This window comes from Gordonia pseudamarae, assembly GCF_025273675.1.
Lineage (GTDB): Bacteria > Actinomycetota > Actinomycetes > Mycobacteriales > Mycobacteriaceae > Gordonia > Gordonia pseudamarae.
Window position 1 is genome coordinate 2,522,297 of record NZ_CP045809.1, and the last position, 18,314, is coordinate 2,540,610.

The 18,314-nt window shown below is 68.2% G+C and carries 18 protein-coding genes, 1 tRNA gene and 2 pseudogenes; 11 read left to right on the plus strand and 10 right to left on the minus strand.

Annotated elements, in window-relative coordinates; translation table 11 throughout:
• Nucleotides 1–45: 45 nt before the first annotated feature.
• The 4 genes from GII31_RS11160 to GII31_RS11175 form a co-directional block, all read right to left on the minus strand.
• Complete coding sequence (locus tag GII31_RS11160) at nucleotides 46–867, minus strand: SCO1664 family protein (RefSeq protein ID WP_260840503.1); 822 nt, start codon at nucleotides 865–867, stop codon at nucleotides 46–48.
• 35 nt (nucleotides 868–902) lie between these two features.
• Nucleotides 903–1,652, minus strand: a complete 750-nt coding sequence (locus tag GII31_RS11165) for a DUF3090 domain-containing protein (protein ID WP_213249515.1) — start codon at nucleotides 1,650–1,652, stop codon at nucleotides 903–905.
• Between the two features lie 28 nt (nucleotides 1,653–1,680).
• The gene (locus tag GII31_RS11170; RefSeq protein WP_213249517.1) at nucleotides 1,681–2,469 is read right to left on the minus strand and encodes an MSMEG_4193 family putative phosphomutase; all 789 of its coding nucleotides are present in this window, start codon (nucleotides 2,467–2,469) and stop codon (nucleotides 1,681–1,683) included.
• A gap of 70 nt (nucleotides 2,470–2,539) precedes the next feature.
• On the minus strand, nucleotides 2,540–3,382 hold the full coding sequence (locus tag GII31_RS11175) for an undecaprenyl-diphosphate phosphatase (protein ID WP_213249519.1): 843 nt from the start codon (nucleotides 3,380–3,382) through the stop codon (nucleotides 2,540–2,542).
• Nucleotides 3,383–3,505: 123 nt separating this feature from the next.
• Between GII31_RS11175 and GII31_RS11180 the strand changes: the two genes are divergently transcribed.
• From GII31_RS11180 to GII31_RS11190, 3 genes are read left to right on the plus strand one after another with little or no spacing between them, the layout of a single operon-like run.
• Entirely contained in the window at nucleotides 3,506–4,639 is a 1,134-nt protein-coding gene (locus GII31_RS11180) for a YncE family protein (RefSeq protein ID WP_246222223.1), read from the plus strand.
• Nucleotides 4,636–4,941, plus strand: coding sequence for a DUF5703 family protein (locus GII31_RS11185; protein WP_213249521.1), 306 nt, complete (start codon nucleotides 4,636–4,638; stop codon nucleotides 4,939–4,941). Before GII31_RS11180 ends, GII31_RS11185 begins: the two co-directional genes overlap by 4 nt.
• The gene (locus tag GII31_RS11190; protein WP_213249529.1) at nucleotides 4,935–6,044 is read left to right on the plus strand and encodes a quinone-dependent dihydroorotate dehydrogenase; all 1,110 of its coding nucleotides are present in this window, start codon (nucleotides 4,935–4,937) and stop codon (nucleotides 6,042–6,044) included. Before GII31_RS11185 ends, GII31_RS11190 begins: the two co-directional genes overlap by 7 nt.
• Nucleotides 6,045–6,150: 106 nt before the next feature.
• On the opposite strand, the gene GII31_RS11195 is transcribed toward GII31_RS11190, so the two are convergent.
• The gene (locus tag GII31_RS11195) at nucleotides 6,151–6,696 is read right to left on the minus strand and encodes a YbhB/YbcL family Raf kinase inhibitor-like protein (protein ID WP_213249532.1); all 546 of its coding nucleotides are present in this window, start codon (nucleotides 6,694–6,696) and stop codon (nucleotides 6,151–6,153) included.
• A 109-nt stretch (nucleotides 6,697–6,805) separates the two neighbouring features.
• A complete protein-coding gene (locus tag GII31_RS11200) occupies nucleotides 6,806–8,152 on the minus strand; it encodes a M20/M25/M40 family metallo-hydrolase (RefSeq protein WP_213249534.1) in 1,347 nt (448 codons plus the stop codon).
• Nucleotides 8,153–8,261: 109 nt separating this feature from the next.
• Here GII31_RS11200 and GII31_RS11205 point away from each other — a divergent pair.
• The 4 genes from GII31_RS11205 to GII31_RS11220 all read left to right on the plus strand — a co-directional run bounded on the left by GII31_RS11205 (nucleotide 8,262) and on the right by GII31_RS11220 (nucleotide 12,700).
• Nucleotides 8,262–8,350, plus strand: a tRNA-Leu gene (locus GII31_RS11205).
• Between the two features lie 210 nt (nucleotides 8,351–8,560).
• Nucleotides 8,561–10,207 carry a protein kinase domain-containing protein gene (locus tag GII31_RS11210; RefSeq protein WP_213249536.1) on the plus strand — a complete coding sequence of 549 codons (1,647 nt, stop codon included), beginning with the start codon at nucleotides 8,561–8,563 and terminating at the stop codon, nucleotides 10,205–10,207.
• Between the two features lie 26 nt (nucleotides 10,208–10,233).
• The gene (locus GII31_RS11215; RefSeq protein WP_213249538.1) at nucleotides 10,234–11,361 is read left to right on the plus strand and encodes a nucleoside hydrolase; all 1,128 of its coding nucleotides are present in this window, start codon (nucleotides 10,234–10,236) and stop codon (nucleotides 11,359–11,361) included.
• 10 nt (nucleotides 11,362–11,371) lie between these two features.
• Complete coding sequence (locus GII31_RS11220) at nucleotides 11,372–12,700, plus strand: MFS transporter (RefSeq protein WP_246222224.1); 1,329 nt, start codon at nucleotides 11,372–11,374, stop codon at nucleotides 12,698–12,700.
• A gap of 45 nt (nucleotides 12,701–12,745) precedes the next feature.
• Here GII31_RS11220 and GII31_RS11225 read toward each other — a convergent pair whose 3' ends face one another.
• Nucleotides 12,746–14,326: a (2,3-dihydroxybenzoyl)adenylate synthase gene (locus GII31_RS11225; RefSeq protein ID WP_213249542.1), complete on the minus strand. Its 1,581-nt coding sequence runs from the start codon at nucleotides 14,324–14,326 to the stop codon at nucleotides 12,746–12,748.
• A 23-nt stretch (nucleotides 14,327–14,349) separates the two neighbouring features.
• Between GII31_RS11225 and GII31_RS11230 the strand changes: the two genes are divergently transcribed.
• Nucleotides 14,350–15,000 (plus strand): isochorismatase family protein, encoded by a 651-nt coding sequence (locus GII31_RS11230; RefSeq protein ID WP_213249544.1) that lies wholly within the window; start codon nucleotides 14,350–14,352, stop codon nucleotides 14,998–15,000.
• Nucleotides 14,997–15,728, plus strand: a complete 732-nt coding sequence (locus tag GII31_RS11235) for an SDR family oxidoreductase (RefSeq protein WP_246222225.1) — start codon at nucleotides 14,997–14,999, stop codon at nucleotides 15,726–15,728. The genes GII31_RS11230 and GII31_RS11235 overlap by 4 nt, the downstream gene beginning before the upstream one ends.
• 47 nt (nucleotides 15,729–15,775) lie before the next feature.
• Here GII31_RS11235 and GII31_RS11240 read toward each other — a convergent pair whose 3' ends face one another.
• Both GII31_RS11240 and GII31_RS11245 read right to left on the minus strand, forming a co-directional pair.
• Nucleotides 15,776–16,033: a type II toxin-antitoxin system RelE family toxin gene (locus tag GII31_RS11240; RefSeq protein WP_260840451.1), complete on the minus strand. Its 258-nt coding sequence runs from the start codon at nucleotides 16,031–16,033 to the stop codon at nucleotides 15,776–15,778.
• A gap of 10 nt (nucleotides 16,034–16,043) precedes the next feature.
• Nucleotides 16,044–16,292 carry a type II toxin-antitoxin system prevent-host-death family antitoxin gene (locus GII31_RS11245; RefSeq protein WP_213249548.1) on the minus strand — a complete coding sequence of 83 codons (249 nt, stop codon included), beginning with the start codon at nucleotides 16,290–16,292 and terminating at the stop codon, nucleotides 16,044–16,046.
• Between the two features lie 128 nt (nucleotides 16,293–16,420).
• On the opposite strand from GII31_RS11245, the pseudogene GII31_RS22605 reads away from it, so the two are divergent.
• Nucleotides 16,421–16,528: pseudogene (locus tag GII31_RS22605) on the plus strand (FitA-like ribbon-helix-helix domain-containing protein); the annotation flags it as partial.
• Nucleotides 16,529–16,603: 75 nt separating this feature from the next.
• On the opposite strand, the pseudogene GII31_RS22610 reads toward GII31_RS22605, so the two are convergent.
• Nucleotides 16,604–16,693 (minus strand): annotated as a pseudogene (locus GII31_RS22610) (hypothetical protein); the annotation flags it as partial.
• Between the two features lie 134 nt (nucleotides 16,694–16,827).
• Between GII31_RS22610 and GII31_RS11255 the strand changes: the two are divergent.
• Nucleotides 16,828–18,273, plus strand: coding sequence for an IS1380 family transposase (locus GII31_RS11255; RefSeq protein WP_260840455.1), 1,446 nt, complete (start codon nucleotides 16,828–16,830; stop codon nucleotides 18,271–18,273).
• Nucleotides 18,274–18,314 lie beyond the last annotated feature (41 nt).

An 18,314-nucleotide genomic window follows, 5' to 3' on the forward strand; every position in this document is an offset into this window, starting at 1 on the left:
CGAGCGTAGGCCGTCGCGGCAGACGGCCACCACCCAATATCCGGCTCAGAACGGTGGCCACGGAATCGGGCGGCGGCCCGGCGGGTGCGGCATCGAGCCGGTGTCGACGAGCCGGGCGCACCGCGCCGCGACCGCGTCGATCTCGGCGCCGGTGATCAGTTCGGCCAGCCTGGTCCGCACCGCGCCGTTGTCGTCGGCGAGGTCGTGCGCCAACGCCGCGATGTCCGCGCGCAGGTGCGCCGGGATCGGCTCACCGGCCCACCCCCACAGCACCGTGCGCAACTTGTCCTCGGTGTGTAGACAGATGCCGTGGTCGATGCCGTACACACCGCCGTCAGGCCCCTCGAGCACGTGCCCACCCTTGCGGTCGGCGTTGTTGAGCACCACGTCCAGGACGGCCATCCGTTGCAGGCGCGGATCGTCGGCGTGGACGAGGACCACCGCCTCGCCGGCCGGTGTGTAGGCCTCCAGAACCACCTTGAAGTTGTCGGGCTGCATCTCGGGCGGGCACAGGTCCACCAGGTCGAGCCTGGCCGGTGCGCCGGCGGGGACGTCGACCGTCTCGACCCAGCGTTGCACCATGCCCGGACCGGCGGGGCCGTCGCGCAGCACGGTCGCGGGGATCACCGACCACCCCAGGGCCTCGGAGATCAGGTACGAGGCCACCTCCCGGCCGGCGAGGGTGCCGTCGGGGAAATCCCACAGCGGCACCTCCCCGCGCACCGGCTTGTACACACAGCGCAATTCGGTGCCGTCGTCGCCGATCGCATCGCACACCAGGGCCGCGTTGCTGGCCGAGCGGATCCGGCCGACCACCGACAGCTCCGCGCCGGCCAGCAGCGCCGTGGTCGATGCCTCGGCCGCCATCGACCCGGTCGGCTCCGGCCGGGCCGCATCCGCCGTCAACGCGGGCCGCCGGACGCGGACCCCTCGCCGTCCGGGTCATCGCCGTCCGGGTCGTCGCGGTCCGGCTCGCCGGACTCATCGGCGACATCCTCATCGGTGACCTCTTCATCGACGAGGAATAACGACTCGTCCTGCACCGCGAGGCTCCTGAACACGTCGGGGTCGATGAAGTCGAGTGACTTGCTCAGTTCGGCGCCCCGCTTGTAACCGTTGGTGCGCACACACAGATGCCCGTCCTGGTCGAGCGGACCACCGCAGATCGGGCAGGGCGGCCGGCCCGCCGAGATCACCAGCGACGACCGGGCCGCGAAGTCGCGGGCGGCGACCGTGGTGAGGAACACCCGCACCGCATCGGGCCCTTCGTCGGTGTCGTCGAGCACGATGCTCTCGTCGATCTCGGTGTCGGTGACGGCCAGCAGTTCGATGACCACCGCCTGCGATTCGGCGTCCCAGCCCAGACCCATCGTGCCGACCTGGAACTCGGCGTCGACGGGCATGATCAGCGGGTTGAGATCGCCGACGGAATCGGTTTCCGGCGGGATCGGGGTGCCGAATCGGCGGTGGATCTCCTCCAGGAGCATCCCGATCCGGTCGGCGAGGATCTGCACCTGCTGCTTTTCGAGCATCACACTGACAACACGGGTCTGGTGCACAGCCTGGAGGAAGAACGTCCGGTCACCGGGCTGGCCGACCGTACCGGCCACGAAACGATCCGGGCTGCGGAACACATGTATGGCTCGTGACATCACACCTCCTTGAGATCGTGGTCCTTCATTATCCCCGCACGCGTTGATCGTGCAGCGAGTCGTGCTGGTGCGGCGGCGGGGCCGGACGCTTGACACCGGGCCGTAGGTGGGCGCCCGTTTCGCCGCCCACCACGGCATCGTCGCCGCCGTCGGCGCGTGGCGGGCGCGGCACCGGAACCGGGACGGCCGCGGTGTTGTTGACGGTGTGGATGTAGGGGCGGGTCGAGCCGTAGCGGATGACGGTGATCGAGGCGGTGTCCACGACGATGCGCTGGAACGAATCCAGGTGCATGCCCATCGCGTCGGCGATCACCGACTTGATGACATCACCGTGCGAACACGCCACCCACAGGCCGTTCCCGTCGTCACCGGCGAACCGGCGATCCAGACTCCGGATCGCGGCCACCGACCGTGCCGACATCTGCGCCAGCCCCTCCCCGCCGGGAAACACCGCGGCCGAGGGCTGGCGTTGCACGACCTGCCACAGTGGCTCGGCGAGCAGTTCTTTGATGGTCCGGCCCGTCCACGAGCCGTAGTCGACCTCGGCCAGCTCGTCCACGACCTCCTCGAGGACCCCGTCCGCGCGGCCGGGTGCCGCGCGCAGCGCCCCCAGCAGTGGCTCCACGGTCTGCGCGCACCGGTCCAGCGGTGAACGCACGACGGCGCGGATCGCGCCATGATGCTCGGCGAGTCTGCCGACGAGCGCATCGGCCTGCTCGCGGCCTAGGTCGTCGAGGCCGACGCCGGGAGTTCGACCGGCCAATACGCCGGATGTGTTGGCCGTGGAGCGTCCGTGCCGCACCAGAATGACGGTCATTCCTCAACCTTAGTAGCCGCGCAGCCGGGGACCGGGCGCCGAGTGTCCCGCCGCGTCTGCCGTGCTCGCATCAGGTGGCGGAGATGACCCCGGTCGAGAGCAGGATGATGATCGTGACACCCAGGATGATGCGGTACCCGCCGAACCAGTTCATCGAATGCTTGCTGACGAACTGCAACAGCCAGGCGATCGAGGCATAACCGACGACGAAGGCGATCAGCGTGGCCACCAGCAGTTGCGATCCGCTGGCCTCCATACCGTCGCCGCTGGGATTGAACGCATCGGGCAGTGAGAACAGGCCCGAGGCGGTGACCGCGGGAATCGCCAGCAGGAAGGAGAACCGGAACGCCGCCTCACGGTTGAGTCCGAGGAACAGGCCCGCGCTCGCGGTGGCCCCGGAACGGGACACACCCGGAATCAGCGCCAGACACTGCGCCGAGCCCATCACCAGCCCGTCCTTCAGCGTGAGCTGTTCGAGCGAGCGCTCCTTGGTGCTGTAGCGTTCGGCGATCCAGAATACGACGGCGAACAGGATCAACACTGTAGCCACGAGCCACAGGTTGCGGCCCGTCGTGCGGATCTGGTCCTTGAACAGCAACCCGAGGATGCCGATCGGGATGGTGGCGAGAATCACGTACCAGCCGATCCGGTAGTCCAGCCCGCGCTGCTGCTTGTCGGCGAGACCACGGAACCACGCGGCGACGATCCGCACGATGTCCTTGAAGAAGAACACCAGCACCGCAGCCTCCGTACCCAGCTGGGTGACTGCGGTGAACGAGGCACCCGCGTCCTCGCCGAACCACAATTCGGAGACGATCCGCAGATGCCCCGACGAGGAGATGGGCAAGAACTCGGTCAATCCTTGGACGGCCCCGAGAACAATCGACTGGGCCCACGTCATGGTGTCGGTCACGGCGCCCGATGCTACTTGCCTCCCGGCACCACGCAATCCTCGGACGCCCGGTGCGGTGGCGTGAATCGCCCGAACGCACGCCGATTTGCATACCCGAGCCGGGCACGCGGCAAGATGGACGGCATGCCTGCAGCCCGTTCCGGTGTCCGCCCCCGTCCACGCGCACTTCTGACCGGGTGCGCGGTGGCCGTGGCGTGCGCGCTCACCGTCACCGCCTGCGGTGGTTCGGACGACGGGACACCCGACGTACCCACCGTCACCCCGGCGTCGGCGGTCGCCGCACCGGAGGCCGCCACCGCAACACCGTTGGGCACCGTGATCACCGCCGCCACCGGCACGGCGATCGCGGCGACCCACGGGCGCTTCTACGTGCTCTCCGACGACGGAACCACCGTCCTGCGTTTCGACCGCACCGGCGTCACCGGACCGGGCACACCGAGCGCCCGGATCACCACCCCGGCCCTGACCACGCTCATCGCCGCCGCCGACGGCACACTGATCGGTGCCGGACCCGACGTCCTGGTCCGCATCGGGACCGACAACGCCGTCTCGCCCACCACACGGACCGGCGTCGCCGACCCGACCGTGATCGCGCACACCGCCGACGGCCGCGTGCTCGTCGGAACGGCATCGGGATCGGTCGTCGTGTTCGGCAAGGACCTGGCCCGGATGCGCACCATCACCGGTTTCGTCCGCGTCGACGGCCTCACGGTGTCCCCGCCCGGCGCCGACCTCGATGACGAACAGGTGGTGGTCCTCGACCGTGCCCAGTCGTCGGTGACCCCGATCGACATCGGGGACGGTTCCAAGGGGGCGGCACTGCGCTCGGGCAACGGCGCCACCACGTCCACCGTCGACAGCTACGGCCGCGTGCTCGTGGCCAACACCCGCGATGGCGAAATCCTGGGCTTCTTCGGCAAACCGATCATCAACCGCTTCCGTTACCCGGTGCCCGGGTCGCCGTACGGTTTGGCGTGGGATCACAAGCGCGGGCTGCTGTGGGTGAGCGCGACCGCGATCAACGAGCTCATCGGCTACGACCTGGCCGACGGCGAACCCGCCGAACGGTACCGGGCGCCCACGGTGCTCCAGCCCGACAACCTCGGCGTCGACGAGTCGACCGGCACGATCTACGTTCTCTCGGCCCGCAGCGGCGGTGTGCAGATCATCGACCCCACCCTCGCGCTTCCCACGGCAGCACCCACCACCCCGCGCACGGTATCACCCGGAACCACCACGACGGAGGCACCGCGGTGAGTGCCTCGGCGCGGTACGGGTCCCGCTATCCGCGCGGCTGGGAACGGTCGTCGGAGACGGTCGAGACGGTGCTGCTGACACTGCCCCCGGACGTCACCCGGATCACCGCATCGATGCGGCTGTCGATCGAGGCCGAGTTCGGCGGCTGGGAACTGTCGCGGGTGCGCCTGTACTCCGACGGCACCCGGAAGGTGCTGTTGCGCCGCAAGAAGACCAGACCCGGTGACCGGACAGTCGGAACCGACAACCGGGACACCCACGACCGGGACACCCACGACTCTGGGGAGGCGCAAGCATGCTGAGCCGAATCAACGCACTGATCTACCCGCTGCTGCTCAAGGTGATGTTCCTGGTCGATCCCGAACGCATCCACCACATCATCAGCCGGGTGCTGTCGCTGGCCGGGTCCACCCAGCTGATCAGCTACCCGCTGTCCAAGGTGTTCGGGCACCACGACCCTGTGCTGCACCAGCGGGTGTTCGGTGTCGATTTCCCGGCGCCACTCGGCCTGGCCGCGGGATTCGACAAGTCGGCATCGGCGATCAATGTGTGGGGGCAGATCGGTTTCGGCCACGCCGAGGTCGGCACCATCACCGGTCAGGCCCAGCCGGGTAACCCGCGGCCGCGCCTGTTCCGGCTGCCCGACGACCGGGCACTGATCAACCGGATGGGCTTCAACAACCCCGGATCCGGCACGGCAACAACCCATCTCACCAAAACCAGGCGAGGGCCGGTAAGTGTGCCGATCGGCGCCAATATCGGCAAGACCAAAGTGGTGCCCGTCGATGACGCCGTCGACGACTACCGTCTGTCGGCGCGCTCCCTCGGACCGCTCGCCGATTTCGTCGTCGTCAACGTCAGTTCACCCAACACGCCCGGTCTGCGCGATCTGCAGGCCGTCGACTCGCTGCGGCCGATCCTGGCCGGTGTCCTCGATGAGGTGAACGTTCCGGTGCTGGTCAAGATCGCCCCCGACCTCGCCGACGACGACGTCGATGCCGTCGCCGACCTGGCCGTCGACCTCGGTCTGGCCGGGATCGTCGCCACCAACACCACCATCTCGCGGGCCGGGCTGAGCACCCCGGCCGCGCAGATCGAGGCCCTGGGTGCGGGTGGGCTGTCCGGTCCCCCGGTCGCCGACCGGTCATTGCAGGTGCTGCGCCGCCTGTACGCGCGCGTCGGCGGCAAACTCGCACTCGTCAGTGTCGGCGGAATCAGCACCCCCGACCAGGCCTGGGAACGAATCCTCGCCGGTGCCGACCTCCTGCAGATCTACACCGGCTTCATCTACGGTGGGCCGGTCCTGGTCAAGGAGATCAACGACGGCCTCGCCGCACGCGTCAAGGCGGCCGGTTTCACGAGTCTGTCCGACGCCGTCGGCGCCGGACATTCCGGCAACAACTGAGCCCCGGGGCTACCAGGCCCGGGAGCAGCTGAGCCGGTCAACAATTCAGGCCGACCACTTCAGGCCCGCCGTACACCGGCGTACACCGGCGGGCCTGAAGTGCAGCTCAGACGTCTTCGGCGGCCTGCTCATAGGTGCCGACGACGACCGCGCGGGCGATCGCGTGCGAGAACAGGTTGAACCCCAGATATGCCGGGGTGGCTCCCTCGGGCAGGCCGAGCGAGGGCACGTCGACGGCGTGCACGGCCACGAAGTAGCGGTGCGGTCCGTGCCCGGGCGGCGGTGCCGCACCCACGAAGCGGGCCAGCGAGGCATCGCTGTTGAGCGTGACGGCCCCCGCGGGCAGCCCGCTGCCGGTCTCATCACCCGCACCTTCGGCCAGCTCGGTCACCGATACCGGGATGTCGGCGACGGCCCAATGCCAGAAACCGGATGCGGTGGGTGCGTCGGGGTCGTAGACGGTGACGGCGAAGCTCTGCGTCTCGGCGGGAAAGCCCGACCACGACAGCTGCGGTGACAGATCCCGGCCACCGGCTCCCATCAGCCCACTGACCTGGGCATTGGCCAATGGTTGACCGTCGGTGATGCTCGACGAGGTGAGGGTGAAACCGGGCAACTGCGGCAGAGCCGCGTACGGGTCGAACGACGACATCGAAAACCTCTCCTTGGGGATGACTCGGGATACTCGGAAATCGGGTGATTCGGAAAGCTGGCGCGACGGGCCACGGATGACTCCGGCACCGTCAACACTAGTGGCCCGGTCAGCTGTGCAGCAGGAAGTGTTCCAACACCCGCGTTCCGAACAGCAACGACTCGACCGGCACCCGCTCGTCGACACCGTGGAACAGTGCCGCGAAGTCCAGATCCGGCGGCAGTTGCAGCGGCGCGAAGCCAAAGCAGCGGATCCCGAGCTTGGCGAACGCCTTCGCGTCGGTACCGCCCGACAGCATGTACGGAACCGTCTTGCCCAGCGGGTCGTGGGCCAGGATCGCCTCGTTCATGGCGTCGACGAGGTGCCCGTCGAACGTCGTCTCGTACGAGTCGAGGTGGGTGATCCATTCGCGCGTGACGTCGGGCCCGATGAGTTCGTCGATCTCCGCCTCGAACGCGGCCTGGCGGCCGGGCAGCACCCGGCAGTCGATGACGGCCTCGGCCTTCTGCGGGATCACGTTGGCCTTGTAACCGGCCTTGAGCATCGTCGGGTTGGCGGTGTCGCGCAGGGTGGCGCCGATGATGCGGGCCAGATTGCCCAGCTTGAACAGCGCGGTCTCCAGGTCGGGGGTGTCCGGGCTCAGATCCAGTCCGGTCTCGGCCGACACCTCCGCCAGGAACTGCGACACCGACTCGGTCATCACCAGCGGGAATGTGTGCCGGCCGATCCGGGCCACGGCCTCGGCGATCGCGGTGACCGCGTTGTCGGCGTGCAGGAACGACCCGTGACCGGCCGTGGCGTCGGCGGTCAGGCGCATCCACGCCAGCCCCTTCTCCGCGGTCTCCACCAGATACAGGCGCCGCTGGGTGCCGTCGGGCCGATCGACGGTCAGCGAGAAGCCGCCGACCTCACCCACGGCCTCGGTGACACCCTCGAACAGGTCGGGCCGGTTCTCGACCAGCCAGTGCGAGCCCCATGTGCCACCGGCCTCCTCGTCGGCGACGAACGCGAACAGGATGTCGCGCGGCGGTACGGTGCCGTCGCGTTTGAACTGTCGCGCCAGCGCCAGCGCCATGCCGACCATGTCTTTCATGTCGACCGCGCCGCGGCCCCAGATGTAGCCGTCGGAGACCGAGCCGGAGAACGGGTGCACGCTCCAGTCGGCGGGTTCGGCGGGCACCACGTCGAGGTGGGTGTGCAGCAGCAGTGCACCGCGGGTGTCGGCGGGATCGCCCTTGAGCCGGGCGAAGACATTGCCGCGCCCGGGTTGGCCGGATTCGACGTACTCGGTGACGTAGCCGACCTCCTCGAGGAGACCGGCGACCCACGTGGCGCATTCCTCCTCGCCCTTGGTGGTGCTGAGCTCGCCGGTATTGCTGGTGTCGAACCTGATCAGACGGCTCACCAGGTCGACCACTTCGTCCACCGCGCTGGGCGTGCTGCTGGGGGTGCTCACCCCCTTTTACTACGTGATTTGGGGAACGGGGGCAACCTCGGTTACTGTAATCCAGCCGGTGCGAGAACGGCCTCCACGAGGAGGCGGGGCGAGCGGAGGCAACCACCTTGTCCGGGTGGCGGAATGGCAGACGCGCTAGCTTGAGGTGCTAGTGCCCTATTAACGGGCGTGGGGGTTCAAGTCCCCCTCCGGACACCACGAGAAATCCCCGGATCCACAACGGATCCGGGGATTTTTCCGTCTTACGGCAGAGCTGCGATCATCGCCTCATGCGGGCGGGCCGCCGGGGCGTTCGATCGACGGACATGAGCTGTCCGCGACCCACGTCCGGTCGCGGCGGTGTTAGATTCTGGTGCGTACACCGCCCTGTTCCGGCGGGCCGGGCTTCAGGGGAAAGGTCACTGCCAGATGCACGCAGCCGGAGGATCCGAGATCGCCGGTCACCGGGTGTCCTCGATTCTCGGTCAGGGCGGAATGGGCACCGTGTACGCCGCACAGCATCCCCGGCTGCCGCGGATGGTCGCGCTCAAGGTGCTCAACGTGCCGGTGTCGGCCGATCCGTCGTTCCGGCTCCGCTTTCAGCGGGAGGGACAGCTCGCCGCCTCGCTCGAACACCCGCACATCGTGCCCATCTACGACTGCGGCGACGATCGGGGTCAGCTGTGGCTGAGCATGCGTCTGGTACGCGGCACCACCGCCGCCGCGCAGGTCGCGATCACCCCGCAGGGCATGCCGGTCGAGCCCGTGCTCGACATCGTGCGGGCGGTAGCGTCCGCACTCGACTTCGCCAACCGGCGCGGTGTGGTGCACCGGGATGTCAAACCGGCCAACATCCTCATCGACACCGACACCGGCCAGGTGCTGTTGTCGGACTTCGGCATCGCCCGGCAGATGAGCGGCGACGACGGCCTGACCGCGGCGGGCAGTTTCATCGGCACCTTCGACTACAGCTCCCCCGAGCAGATCTCCGACGACGACCTCGACGGCCGCAGCGATCAGTACGCCCTGGCGTGTACCGTGGTGCAGCTGCTCACCGGCTGCAAGCCGTTCACCGGGCACACCGCGGCCGCGATCATCAAACGGCACCTCGTCGATCCCCCGCCGTCGGTGGCCGCGATGCGGCCAGGGCTACCCGCTGCCGTCGACCCGGTGTTCAACCGGGCCCTGGCCAAACGGCCCGCGGACCGCTACCGCTCATGCGCCGATTTCGCCAAGGAGCTCGCGGCGGCGTTGCACACCGCCGCCGCACCCACGCCGGGCGAGGCGCCCACGCAGCTGATCAGTACCGGCGAGGCCACCCGGATCACCACCTCAATCAACTACGAGTTCGTTGGTGAGGCACAGACATTCACCTACACCGTCGCGGACGTGACGCACACGGTGACGTTGCGCCGCATCCGGGCCACCCGTGACCTGCCGCAGCATCGGGTCACCGCGGGCGATCGGGGCGGCTGGATCCAGTCGCCCGCCAATCTCGTCGATCAGGCCTGGGTCGGCGACGAGGCGTGGGTGGTGGGTTCGGCGCGGGTCCGTGAAAACGCGGCGGTCCGCGACAACGCGTTCGTCGGCGATCACGCCGACATCGCGGGGACAGCCCGCGTCGACGGATCCGCGTCGGTGTTCGGTGAGGCACGGGTGCTGGGACAGTCCCGGATCTCCGACAACTCCGAGATCAACGGACAGGCGATGATCTCCGGGGGTGCCTGGGTACAGGAGGACGCGGTGGTCACCGAGTCGGCGAGCGCCGGCGACCACGCCCGGGTCAGCGGCAACGCCCGCGTCGCCGGGGAGGCCAGAATCCGCGACTACGCCAACGTCACCGAGCAGTGCGAGATCTCGGGCCAGGCCCGGGTCGACGGCCACGCCCGGATCTCGGGTTCGGTGACCGTGACCGGCAAGGCCGCCGTCAGCGACCGGGCCCGCGTGTACGGCCGGGCCCAGATCGCCGACAACGCGGTCGTCGCCGACGACGCGTCGGTGTCCGGGGATGCCGTGATCGGTGGCCGCGCGCAGATCCTGGACCAGGAGACAATCACCACCGGCAGCCGGGGCTGATCGCCCGAGGCTGGTTGGATGGCCCGGTGATTGCGCTCTTCTTCGACTGTGACACCGGCATCGACGATTCGTTGGCACTGCTGTATCTGCTCGGCCGGCAGGCGGGCATCGCCGCCGACCCCACCGGCGCAAACCCGACCGGCACAGACCCGGCCGCCACGCCGGTGACCCTCGTGGGGATCGCGAGCACCGCCGGAAACGTGCCCACCGACGTGGTGACCGCCAACAACCTGGCCTGGCTGCGGGTGTGCGGACGCACCGATATCCCCGTCCACCGCGGCGCGGCCGGTCCGCTGGCCGACGACCTGCGCACCACCGAGGACACACACGGTCCGCGCGGCGTCGGTTACGCCGATCTGCCCGGGCCGGCAACCACCGCGCACCAGCTCGACGCCGCCGATGCGTGGATCGCGGCCGCCCGGCGCCATCCGGGGACTCTGGTGGGTCTGGTCACCGGCCCGCTGACCTCGCTGGCCACCGCGATCCGGCGTGACCCCGAACTGCCCGCACTGCTGGGCAGGCTGGTGATCATGGGCGGGGCGTTCCACACACACGGCAACACCACCCCGGTGGCCGAATGGAACGTCAGCGTCGATCCGGAGGCCGCTGCCGAGGTCTTCGAGGCGTTCAGCGCCCCGCGAACCGTCGACCCGGTGGTGTGCGGGCTCGACATCACCGAATCGATCGCGCTCACCCCCGCGCACGTCGTGGCCCTCGCCGAGGCGGCGGGCAGCACACCGGCAGAACGTCCGGCGGCGGGCGACCCGCGTGGGCTGCGATCGGCGTCGGACAATCCGGTGATCCGGTACGTGGTGGACGCGTTGCGGTTCTACTTCGAGTTCCACCACGACCACGACGAGGGATACATCGCCCACCTGCACGACCCGTTCGCGGCGATGGTCGCGCTGGATCCGGAGGTCGTCGACACGATCCCCGCGCGGGTGGCGGTCGAGTTGGCGGGCACGCTCACCCGCGGCATGACGGTGGCCGATGAACGGTCGATGTGGCCGGGCGGGCCGAACGCGCGGATCGCGGTGCGCACCGACACCGAGGCGGTGTTCGCCGAACTGATCGCGGTCATCGGTGGCTATGCCCGCCGGGTGCACGAGTCGGGGTCCACCCCGGAACACCGCCCACCGCGTGAAGATGGCTAGGCTACCCTCTGTGCCGGACCGTTCACTTCTGCTCGACATCTCCCCGCTGCGTGACAGCGCACCTTTCCGACGCATCTTCACCGCGCGCCTGATCTCGCTCGTCGGGATCGGAATGCTGATGGTGTCGGTGCCGATCCAGATGTACGAGCTGACAAAGTCGTCGGCGCATGTCGGCGGCGCCACCGCCGCCACCGGCATCAGCACCTTCATCGGCATGATCATCGGCGGGGCGCTGGCCGACAAGTACGACCGCCGGACCATGATCCTGATCGGCCGGTCCGGGGCGATGCTCGCCTTTACCGGGTTGGCCGCCAACGCGTTCGGCGTGTTCGGCGGCGAACCGCTGTTCGCGGTCGTGTACGTGTTCGCCGCCGCCGACGGCCTCATCGGGGCCCTGTCGATCGCGGCGCTGATGGCCTCGCTGCCGACCTTGCTGCCGAAGGAGAAGATGGTCGCGGTCGGCGCGCTCAACTCCGTCTCGGTCCGGATCGGCACCGCCATCTCCCCCGGCATCGCCGGCCTGATCATCTACGCGGTCGGCGTGAGCTGGACCTATACCGCCGCCGCGGTGCTCTCGGCGATCACCGTGCTGCTGCTGACCGGTCTGCCCTCGATGCCGCCGTCGGCGGCGCACCCGGCCCCCGGCAATCAGCCCGGAAGTGATCACCACGGGGACGATCAGAACGGGGACGACACGAGCGGGGATGCCGAACCGCCGACGCATTCGATCGGCGCGTTCCTGCGCACGCAGCGGGTGGTCGGCGGCGTCATGGCGGTCGGCGTGCTGTCGATGTTCGGTGCCGGTGTCATCGCCCTGGTCCCGGCGCTGGCCGACGAACGATTCTCCGGCGACGAACGGGCCATCGGCTTCGCCTACGCGGCGATGGCGGTCGGTGCACTGGTGGCCGCGTTCACCAGCGGCTGGCTGCCGGGTCTTCGCCGACCTGGCCTGGTGCTCCTGAGCGCGCTGATGCTGGTGTTCTGCCTGCACATCCTGTTCGGCCTGACATCGGTGCTGGTGGTGGCGCTGGTTATTCTCGTCGTGGGTGGCTACGGCGATACCGTGCAGGAGATCCTGCGGTTCTCGCTGATCCAGCACCACACCCCCGGCCCGATCCTCGGGCGTGTCACCGGCCTGTGGACCGCCCAGGAGGTCGGTGGTATCACCGTCGGTTCGCTGGTGGCCGGTGTGTACGGCACCATCTGGTCGGCGTCGGATGCGGTGGTCTACTACGGTCTGACAATGCTGGTACTGGCGGCGGTCGCGATGGTTCTGCTGGGGCCGCTGCGCCGGGTCGAGGCGCTGTACACCGCACCCGCCATCGACGGTGCTCCCTGACGAGCGCCGGGTCTCCCGGCCCGGTGGTCGTCGGCCCTGTGGTCGTCAGTTCTGGGCGAGCAACTCACGCAGCCGCTTGCGGCTCACCTTGCCAACCCCGGTCTCGGGGAACTGCTCGATAACCTTGACCACATCCGGCAGCTTCCATTCGGCCAGCCCCGACTCCCGGACGAACTTGCGCAGCACCGGGAGTGTCGGCGGCTCGTCGTCGAGCGCGGCGATCACATAGGCGCAGGTACGTTCGCCCAGGAATTTGTCGGCGACGGCGACGACGATCGCGTCGCGGACCGCCGGATGCGCCAGCAGCTGCTCCTCCAGTTCCTCGGCCGAGACCTTCTCCCCGCCCCGGTTCACCCGGTCGCCGCCACGCCCACGGACCACCAGATTGCCCTCGGGGGTCAGCTCGACCACATCGCCGGTGCGATACCAGCCGTCGGGGGCGAATGATTCGGGACTGCGGTCGGCCCAGTAGCCGCGAATCGTGTACGGGCCCTGCGTCTCCAGAAAGCCGGTACCTTCGGTGACGATCTCGCCGTCCTCATCGACCAGGCGCAACTCGTCCGCCTCGGACATCGGCCTGCCCTGGGTGGCGGTGATCACGTCCTCGGGATCGTCGAGACGGGTGTAGCAGACCAGACCCTCAGCCATCCCGAACACCTGCTGCAGGGTCACCCCCAGTGCCGGGCCGATCCGGCGGGCCAGTTCGTCCGGACAGCGGGCACCGCCCACCTGCACCGTCCGCAACGTCGACAGGTCGAAATCGGTTCCGGCCTCGGCGGTCTCGGTCCACAACCGGGCCAGCGGCGGCACCAGACCGGTCATCGTGACCCCGGCGCGCTCCACCATCTGCCAGGCCACCGACGGCGTGGGTGACTCGGTGAGGGCGACGGTGCCACCGACGTACAGGGCGCCGAGGATGCCGGGCGAACTCATCGGAAAATTATGTGCCACCGGCAAAGTGGCCAGATAAACGGTGTCGGCGGTGACCCCGCACAGCTCGTTGCTGCGGATCACGCTGTAGAGGTAGTCGTCGTGGGTGCGCGGGATCAGCTTGGGAATCCCCGTGCTGCCACCGGACAACTGCAGGAACGCCATCTCCGACGGATCGGACCGATCGTGGTCGACGGGATCGGCGTAGAGCGAGGCCAGATCGTCGGCGGCGATGATGTGACGTACCGACGGCACCCGGGCGGCCACCGTCTCGGCGAGCGCGTGATGGTCGACGGCGCCGATCCGGCGAGGCGTCACGATCGCGACGGCCCCGGCGGCATCGGCGATGCCCACCAACTCGGTCTCACGGTGCGCCGGCAGCCCGAACACCGGCAGCGCACCGATCCGGAACAGCGCGAACACCACGATCACGTAGTCGGCCCGGTTGGGAATCTGCAGCAGGACCCGTTCGTCGCGTCCGATGCCCAGCCCCACCAGACCGGCGGCGAGGCGTCCGACGTGCTCGTCGAGTTCGCGGTAGCTGAGCGTGGTGGTGGTGTCGATGACCGCGATGCGGGCGGCGACCCGCGGGTCGGCCGCCCGGCTACGCAGCATGTCGTCGAACGTCTCGCCGCGCCACAGTCCCGAGGTACGGTAGCGGTCGGCGAGTTCCTTGGGCCACGGTGCAACCTTCACCCGGGTGAGGCTACCCTCAGTATGTGGCTATACCCAAGATCGCCCCGTACTCGATCCCTGCCGGCCCGTACCCCGCTCGAGTGGACTGGACGATCGATGTCAACCGGGTAGCTCTGCTGATTCACGACATGCAGCGGTACTTCATCGACGCGTACGACGTGATGTCCGAGCCTATGGCTACCGCATTGCCCAATATGGTCGCGATCCGCGAGGCATGCGAGGCGGCCGCCGTGCCGATAGTGTTCACCGCCCAACCCGGCGATCAGCATCCCTCGCGACGCGGGATTCTCTCCGACTTCTGGGGTAAAGGCCTGGCCTCCGGCCGTGACGAAGAGATCGTCGACGAACTGGCCATCCGGGATCACAACATCATGGTCACCAAGTGGCGGTATTCGAGTTTCCAGCGCACCGACATGCGGCACCTGCTGGCCCATCACGGGCGCGATCAGCTGATCGTCGTCGGTGTGTACGCGCACATGGGGTGCATGATCTCGGCGACCGAGGCGTTCATGGGCGATGTGGAACCGTATTTCGTCCACGATGCGCTCGGCGACTTCTCCGCCGAGGAACACGACATGGCTGCCAACTACATCGCCAAACGCGCCGGACGGGTGCTGACGACGGCCGAGGTCCTGGCCGCGCTCGTCCCTTCGACGCAAGCCGTCCCGCAGTGACCGGTCCACCGCTGACAGTTCCGGGGGTCACCGGCAGGCATGTCCTGGTCACCGGTGCCGTCGGCGGGATCGGCAGTGCGGTCGTGGACGCGCTGGCGGCTGCCGGGGCGCGGGTGAGCGCGTGGGATCAGGCCGAGGGCGACGACGTGCGAGCGGTTGACGTGCGCGGACTGGACGCGGTCCGCGACGCCTGGCGGGCCACCGAGTCGGCCGCGGGTGCTGTGGAGTTGCTCGTGCACGCCGCCGGCGTTATGAGTGGCGACTGGGACTTGTGTATGGCGGTGAACGCGGGCGGTGTGCGCAACGTCCTCGATGTGGCCACCGAGGCGATGATCGGCGGTGGCGTCGCCGGGTCGATCGTGGTGCTCTCCAGCAATGCCGCCCCGATCCCGCGGACGGCGATGGCCGAGTACGCCGCGTCCAAGGCGGCGGCCACGTCATATGCGCGCAGTGTTGGACTGGCCGTGGCCGGGCACGGGATCCGCGTCAACGTCGTCTCCCCCGGTTCCACGATGACGCCGATGCTGACCGGGATGTGGACTTCCGACGCCGACCGGCAACGTGTGCTGGCCGGTACGCCCGAACAGTTCCGGCTCGGAATCCCGTTGGGGCGCATCGCCGAACCCGCCGATATCGCGTCGACGATCGTATTCCTGCTCTCGGATGCCGCCCGCCACATCACCATCCACGACCTACGAGTCGACGGCGGCGCCACCCTCGACATGTGACCGCGTTCAGCGCGATGAGGCCGGCTCGCTCACAGTGACGAAATCGTTCAACGGTAGACTTCGCGTCGGTGCCCAACTCGGAGCACAAGGACAATCAGCTGCTCGTCATTGACGTCGTAGACAATGCGATAGTTGCCGACGCGGATGCGGAATTCACCGTCGCCGCCCTTGAGTTGAACGCAGCCCGGTGGGCGAGGCTCCTCGGCGAGCTTCTCAATCGCCTCCAGCAGGCGACGAGCGGTTGCCCGGTCGAGCTTGCGGAGTACTTTGGCGGCCGACGCGGAATAGCTGATCGCGTACGACATCGCGCGCGAATCAGAGCCCGAGTTCGACCATCAGCTCCGCATGGGAGACACGTGGCTCAGTCTCAGCGCGTGCCGTAGCCGCCGCACCGATATCGAGCTGATCCTCCAGAGCCTGCACGGCACGGTCGAAGAACTCCGGCGAGACGACGACGGCGCGACGGCCCGCCCCGCGCGAAGTGATCTCGACGGGCTCACGCTGCGCAGCGGCGATGTAGTCGCTCTGCTGCTTGCGGAACTGAGACAGGGTCACCGAAGTCATAGCTAAACTGTACAACTTGTACAAGAAGTACACAACGGGCTCTACGAGTCGACGGCGGCGCCACCCTCGACGTGTGAGTCGCCCAGGTCTCGGCGGCCAGCGGTGGCATTCGACGCTATCGTCTTGTCATGCCTGCCACGCACATCCGCAATGGTCCCGAAGAAGTCGTCGCCGCCATCAAGCGGCGCGCCGCACGGCACGGTCACTCTGTCCAGCAAGAGCTCCGCGATGTCCTCAAACAAGTGGCCGAAGAGCCGGTTACGGGCGCGCGTCCACGTCGTCTCGCATTGAGGACAGTCGCAACGGGGTGCTCCGAGCCGTTCGGCCGCGCCGACTTCTACGATGACGATGAGCGCTGACGCCCGAGTACTGGTCGTCGTCGATACGACGAAAAGCGGCATCCCACTTGATCCCCGAGGCCGAAGCGAGGGTCGCGAGGGGTCCGGCGACCCGACACGATCACCTCACGACAGCTTAGCCTCGAGCTTTCACGCTGATTTCGTGTCGTGAATGAAGAATGGTGCCCTGACCTGGGATGATTGGACTTGCGAAGGTATCAATCGGACCAGATCGAGGAGCACCATTACGGTCTACGTCGCGGTACCCGTTGTTGTCTGTAGATGGCTCCGGAACCGGGGTGGTGTCGTATGCCGGGGCGACGGTAGTGCTGCGGACTGCGGAGAAAACGGGCCTGACCACCGCATTGTCGACGGCACTTGGACGGTGGCGTAGACCGTTGGCCACCCATGATCCGGGCAAGATCATCGCCGATCTGGCCGTGGCGATCGCGATCGGCGGCGACTGTCTGGCCGACATCAACCAGGTCCGCGCCGACCCGGCGGTGTTCGGCCTGGTCGCCTCGGATCCGACCGTGTCGAGGTTGATCACGACACTGGCCACCGACGCCCCGGCAGCGCTCTCAGCGGTCAACGCTGCTCGTGCCGCCGCCCGGCGGTCAGCCTGGCGCGCAGCCGGTCAGGCGGCGCCCGATCATGGTGCGGACGCGGGCACTCCGGTGATCATCGATATCGATGCCACCCTGGTCACCGCGCACTCAGAGAAAGAACGTGCCGCACCCACCTATAAGCGTGGCTACCGGTTTCACCCGCTGTGCGCGTTCCTCGACCACGGCGCCACCGGAACCGGTGAACCGCTGGCCATCGCGTTACGGGCCGGGAACGCCGGAGCCAACACCGCCGCCGGCCACATCACCATAGCCGGCCAGGCACTGGCACAGCTGCCCTCGGTCACCGGCCCTCGGCCAGGAAAAAGCGTGTTGATCCGCACCGATTCGGCCGGCGGAACCCACGACTTCCTGAACTACCTGACCAAACGACGCCTGGCCTATTCGGTCGGGTTCGCACTGACCGAAACCACCACCACCACCGCCGTCATCGATCGCCTCATGCCGCAAGCGTGGACCCCGGCCTACGACGCCGACGGCACCGAACGCGACGGGGCGTGGGTGGCCGAGCTGACCGGAGTCCTGGACCTGAGCAGCTGGCCGGCCGGCATGCGAGTGATCGTGCGGAAAGAGAAACCGCATCCGGGTGCACAGTTGCGGTTCACCGACCGAGATGGCCTGCGGCTGACCGCTTTCGCCACCAACACACCCCGCGGTCAACTCGCCGACCTCGAACTACGCCACCGCCAACGCGCCCTCTGTGAAGACCGTATCCGCACCGCCAAAGACTGCGGCCTGACCAACCTCCCGCTGCACGGCTTCGACCAAAACCAGATCTGGTGCGCGATCGTGATGCTCGCGTGCGAGTTGATCGCCTGGACCCAGATGCTCGCGTTCACCGACCACCCAGCACGGCGGTGGGAACCCAAGAAGCTACGCCACCGACTGTTCACCATCGCCGCCAAAATCAGTCGCCACGCCCGCCTAACACGATTGAAACTGGCCACCCACGCACCCCACACACAGCTTCTCATCTCTGGAATACACAGGCTCACAGCACTTCCCGACCCAGGCTGACATCCCAGCCGCCCCTGACCACCAACGAAAGGAACCGTCCT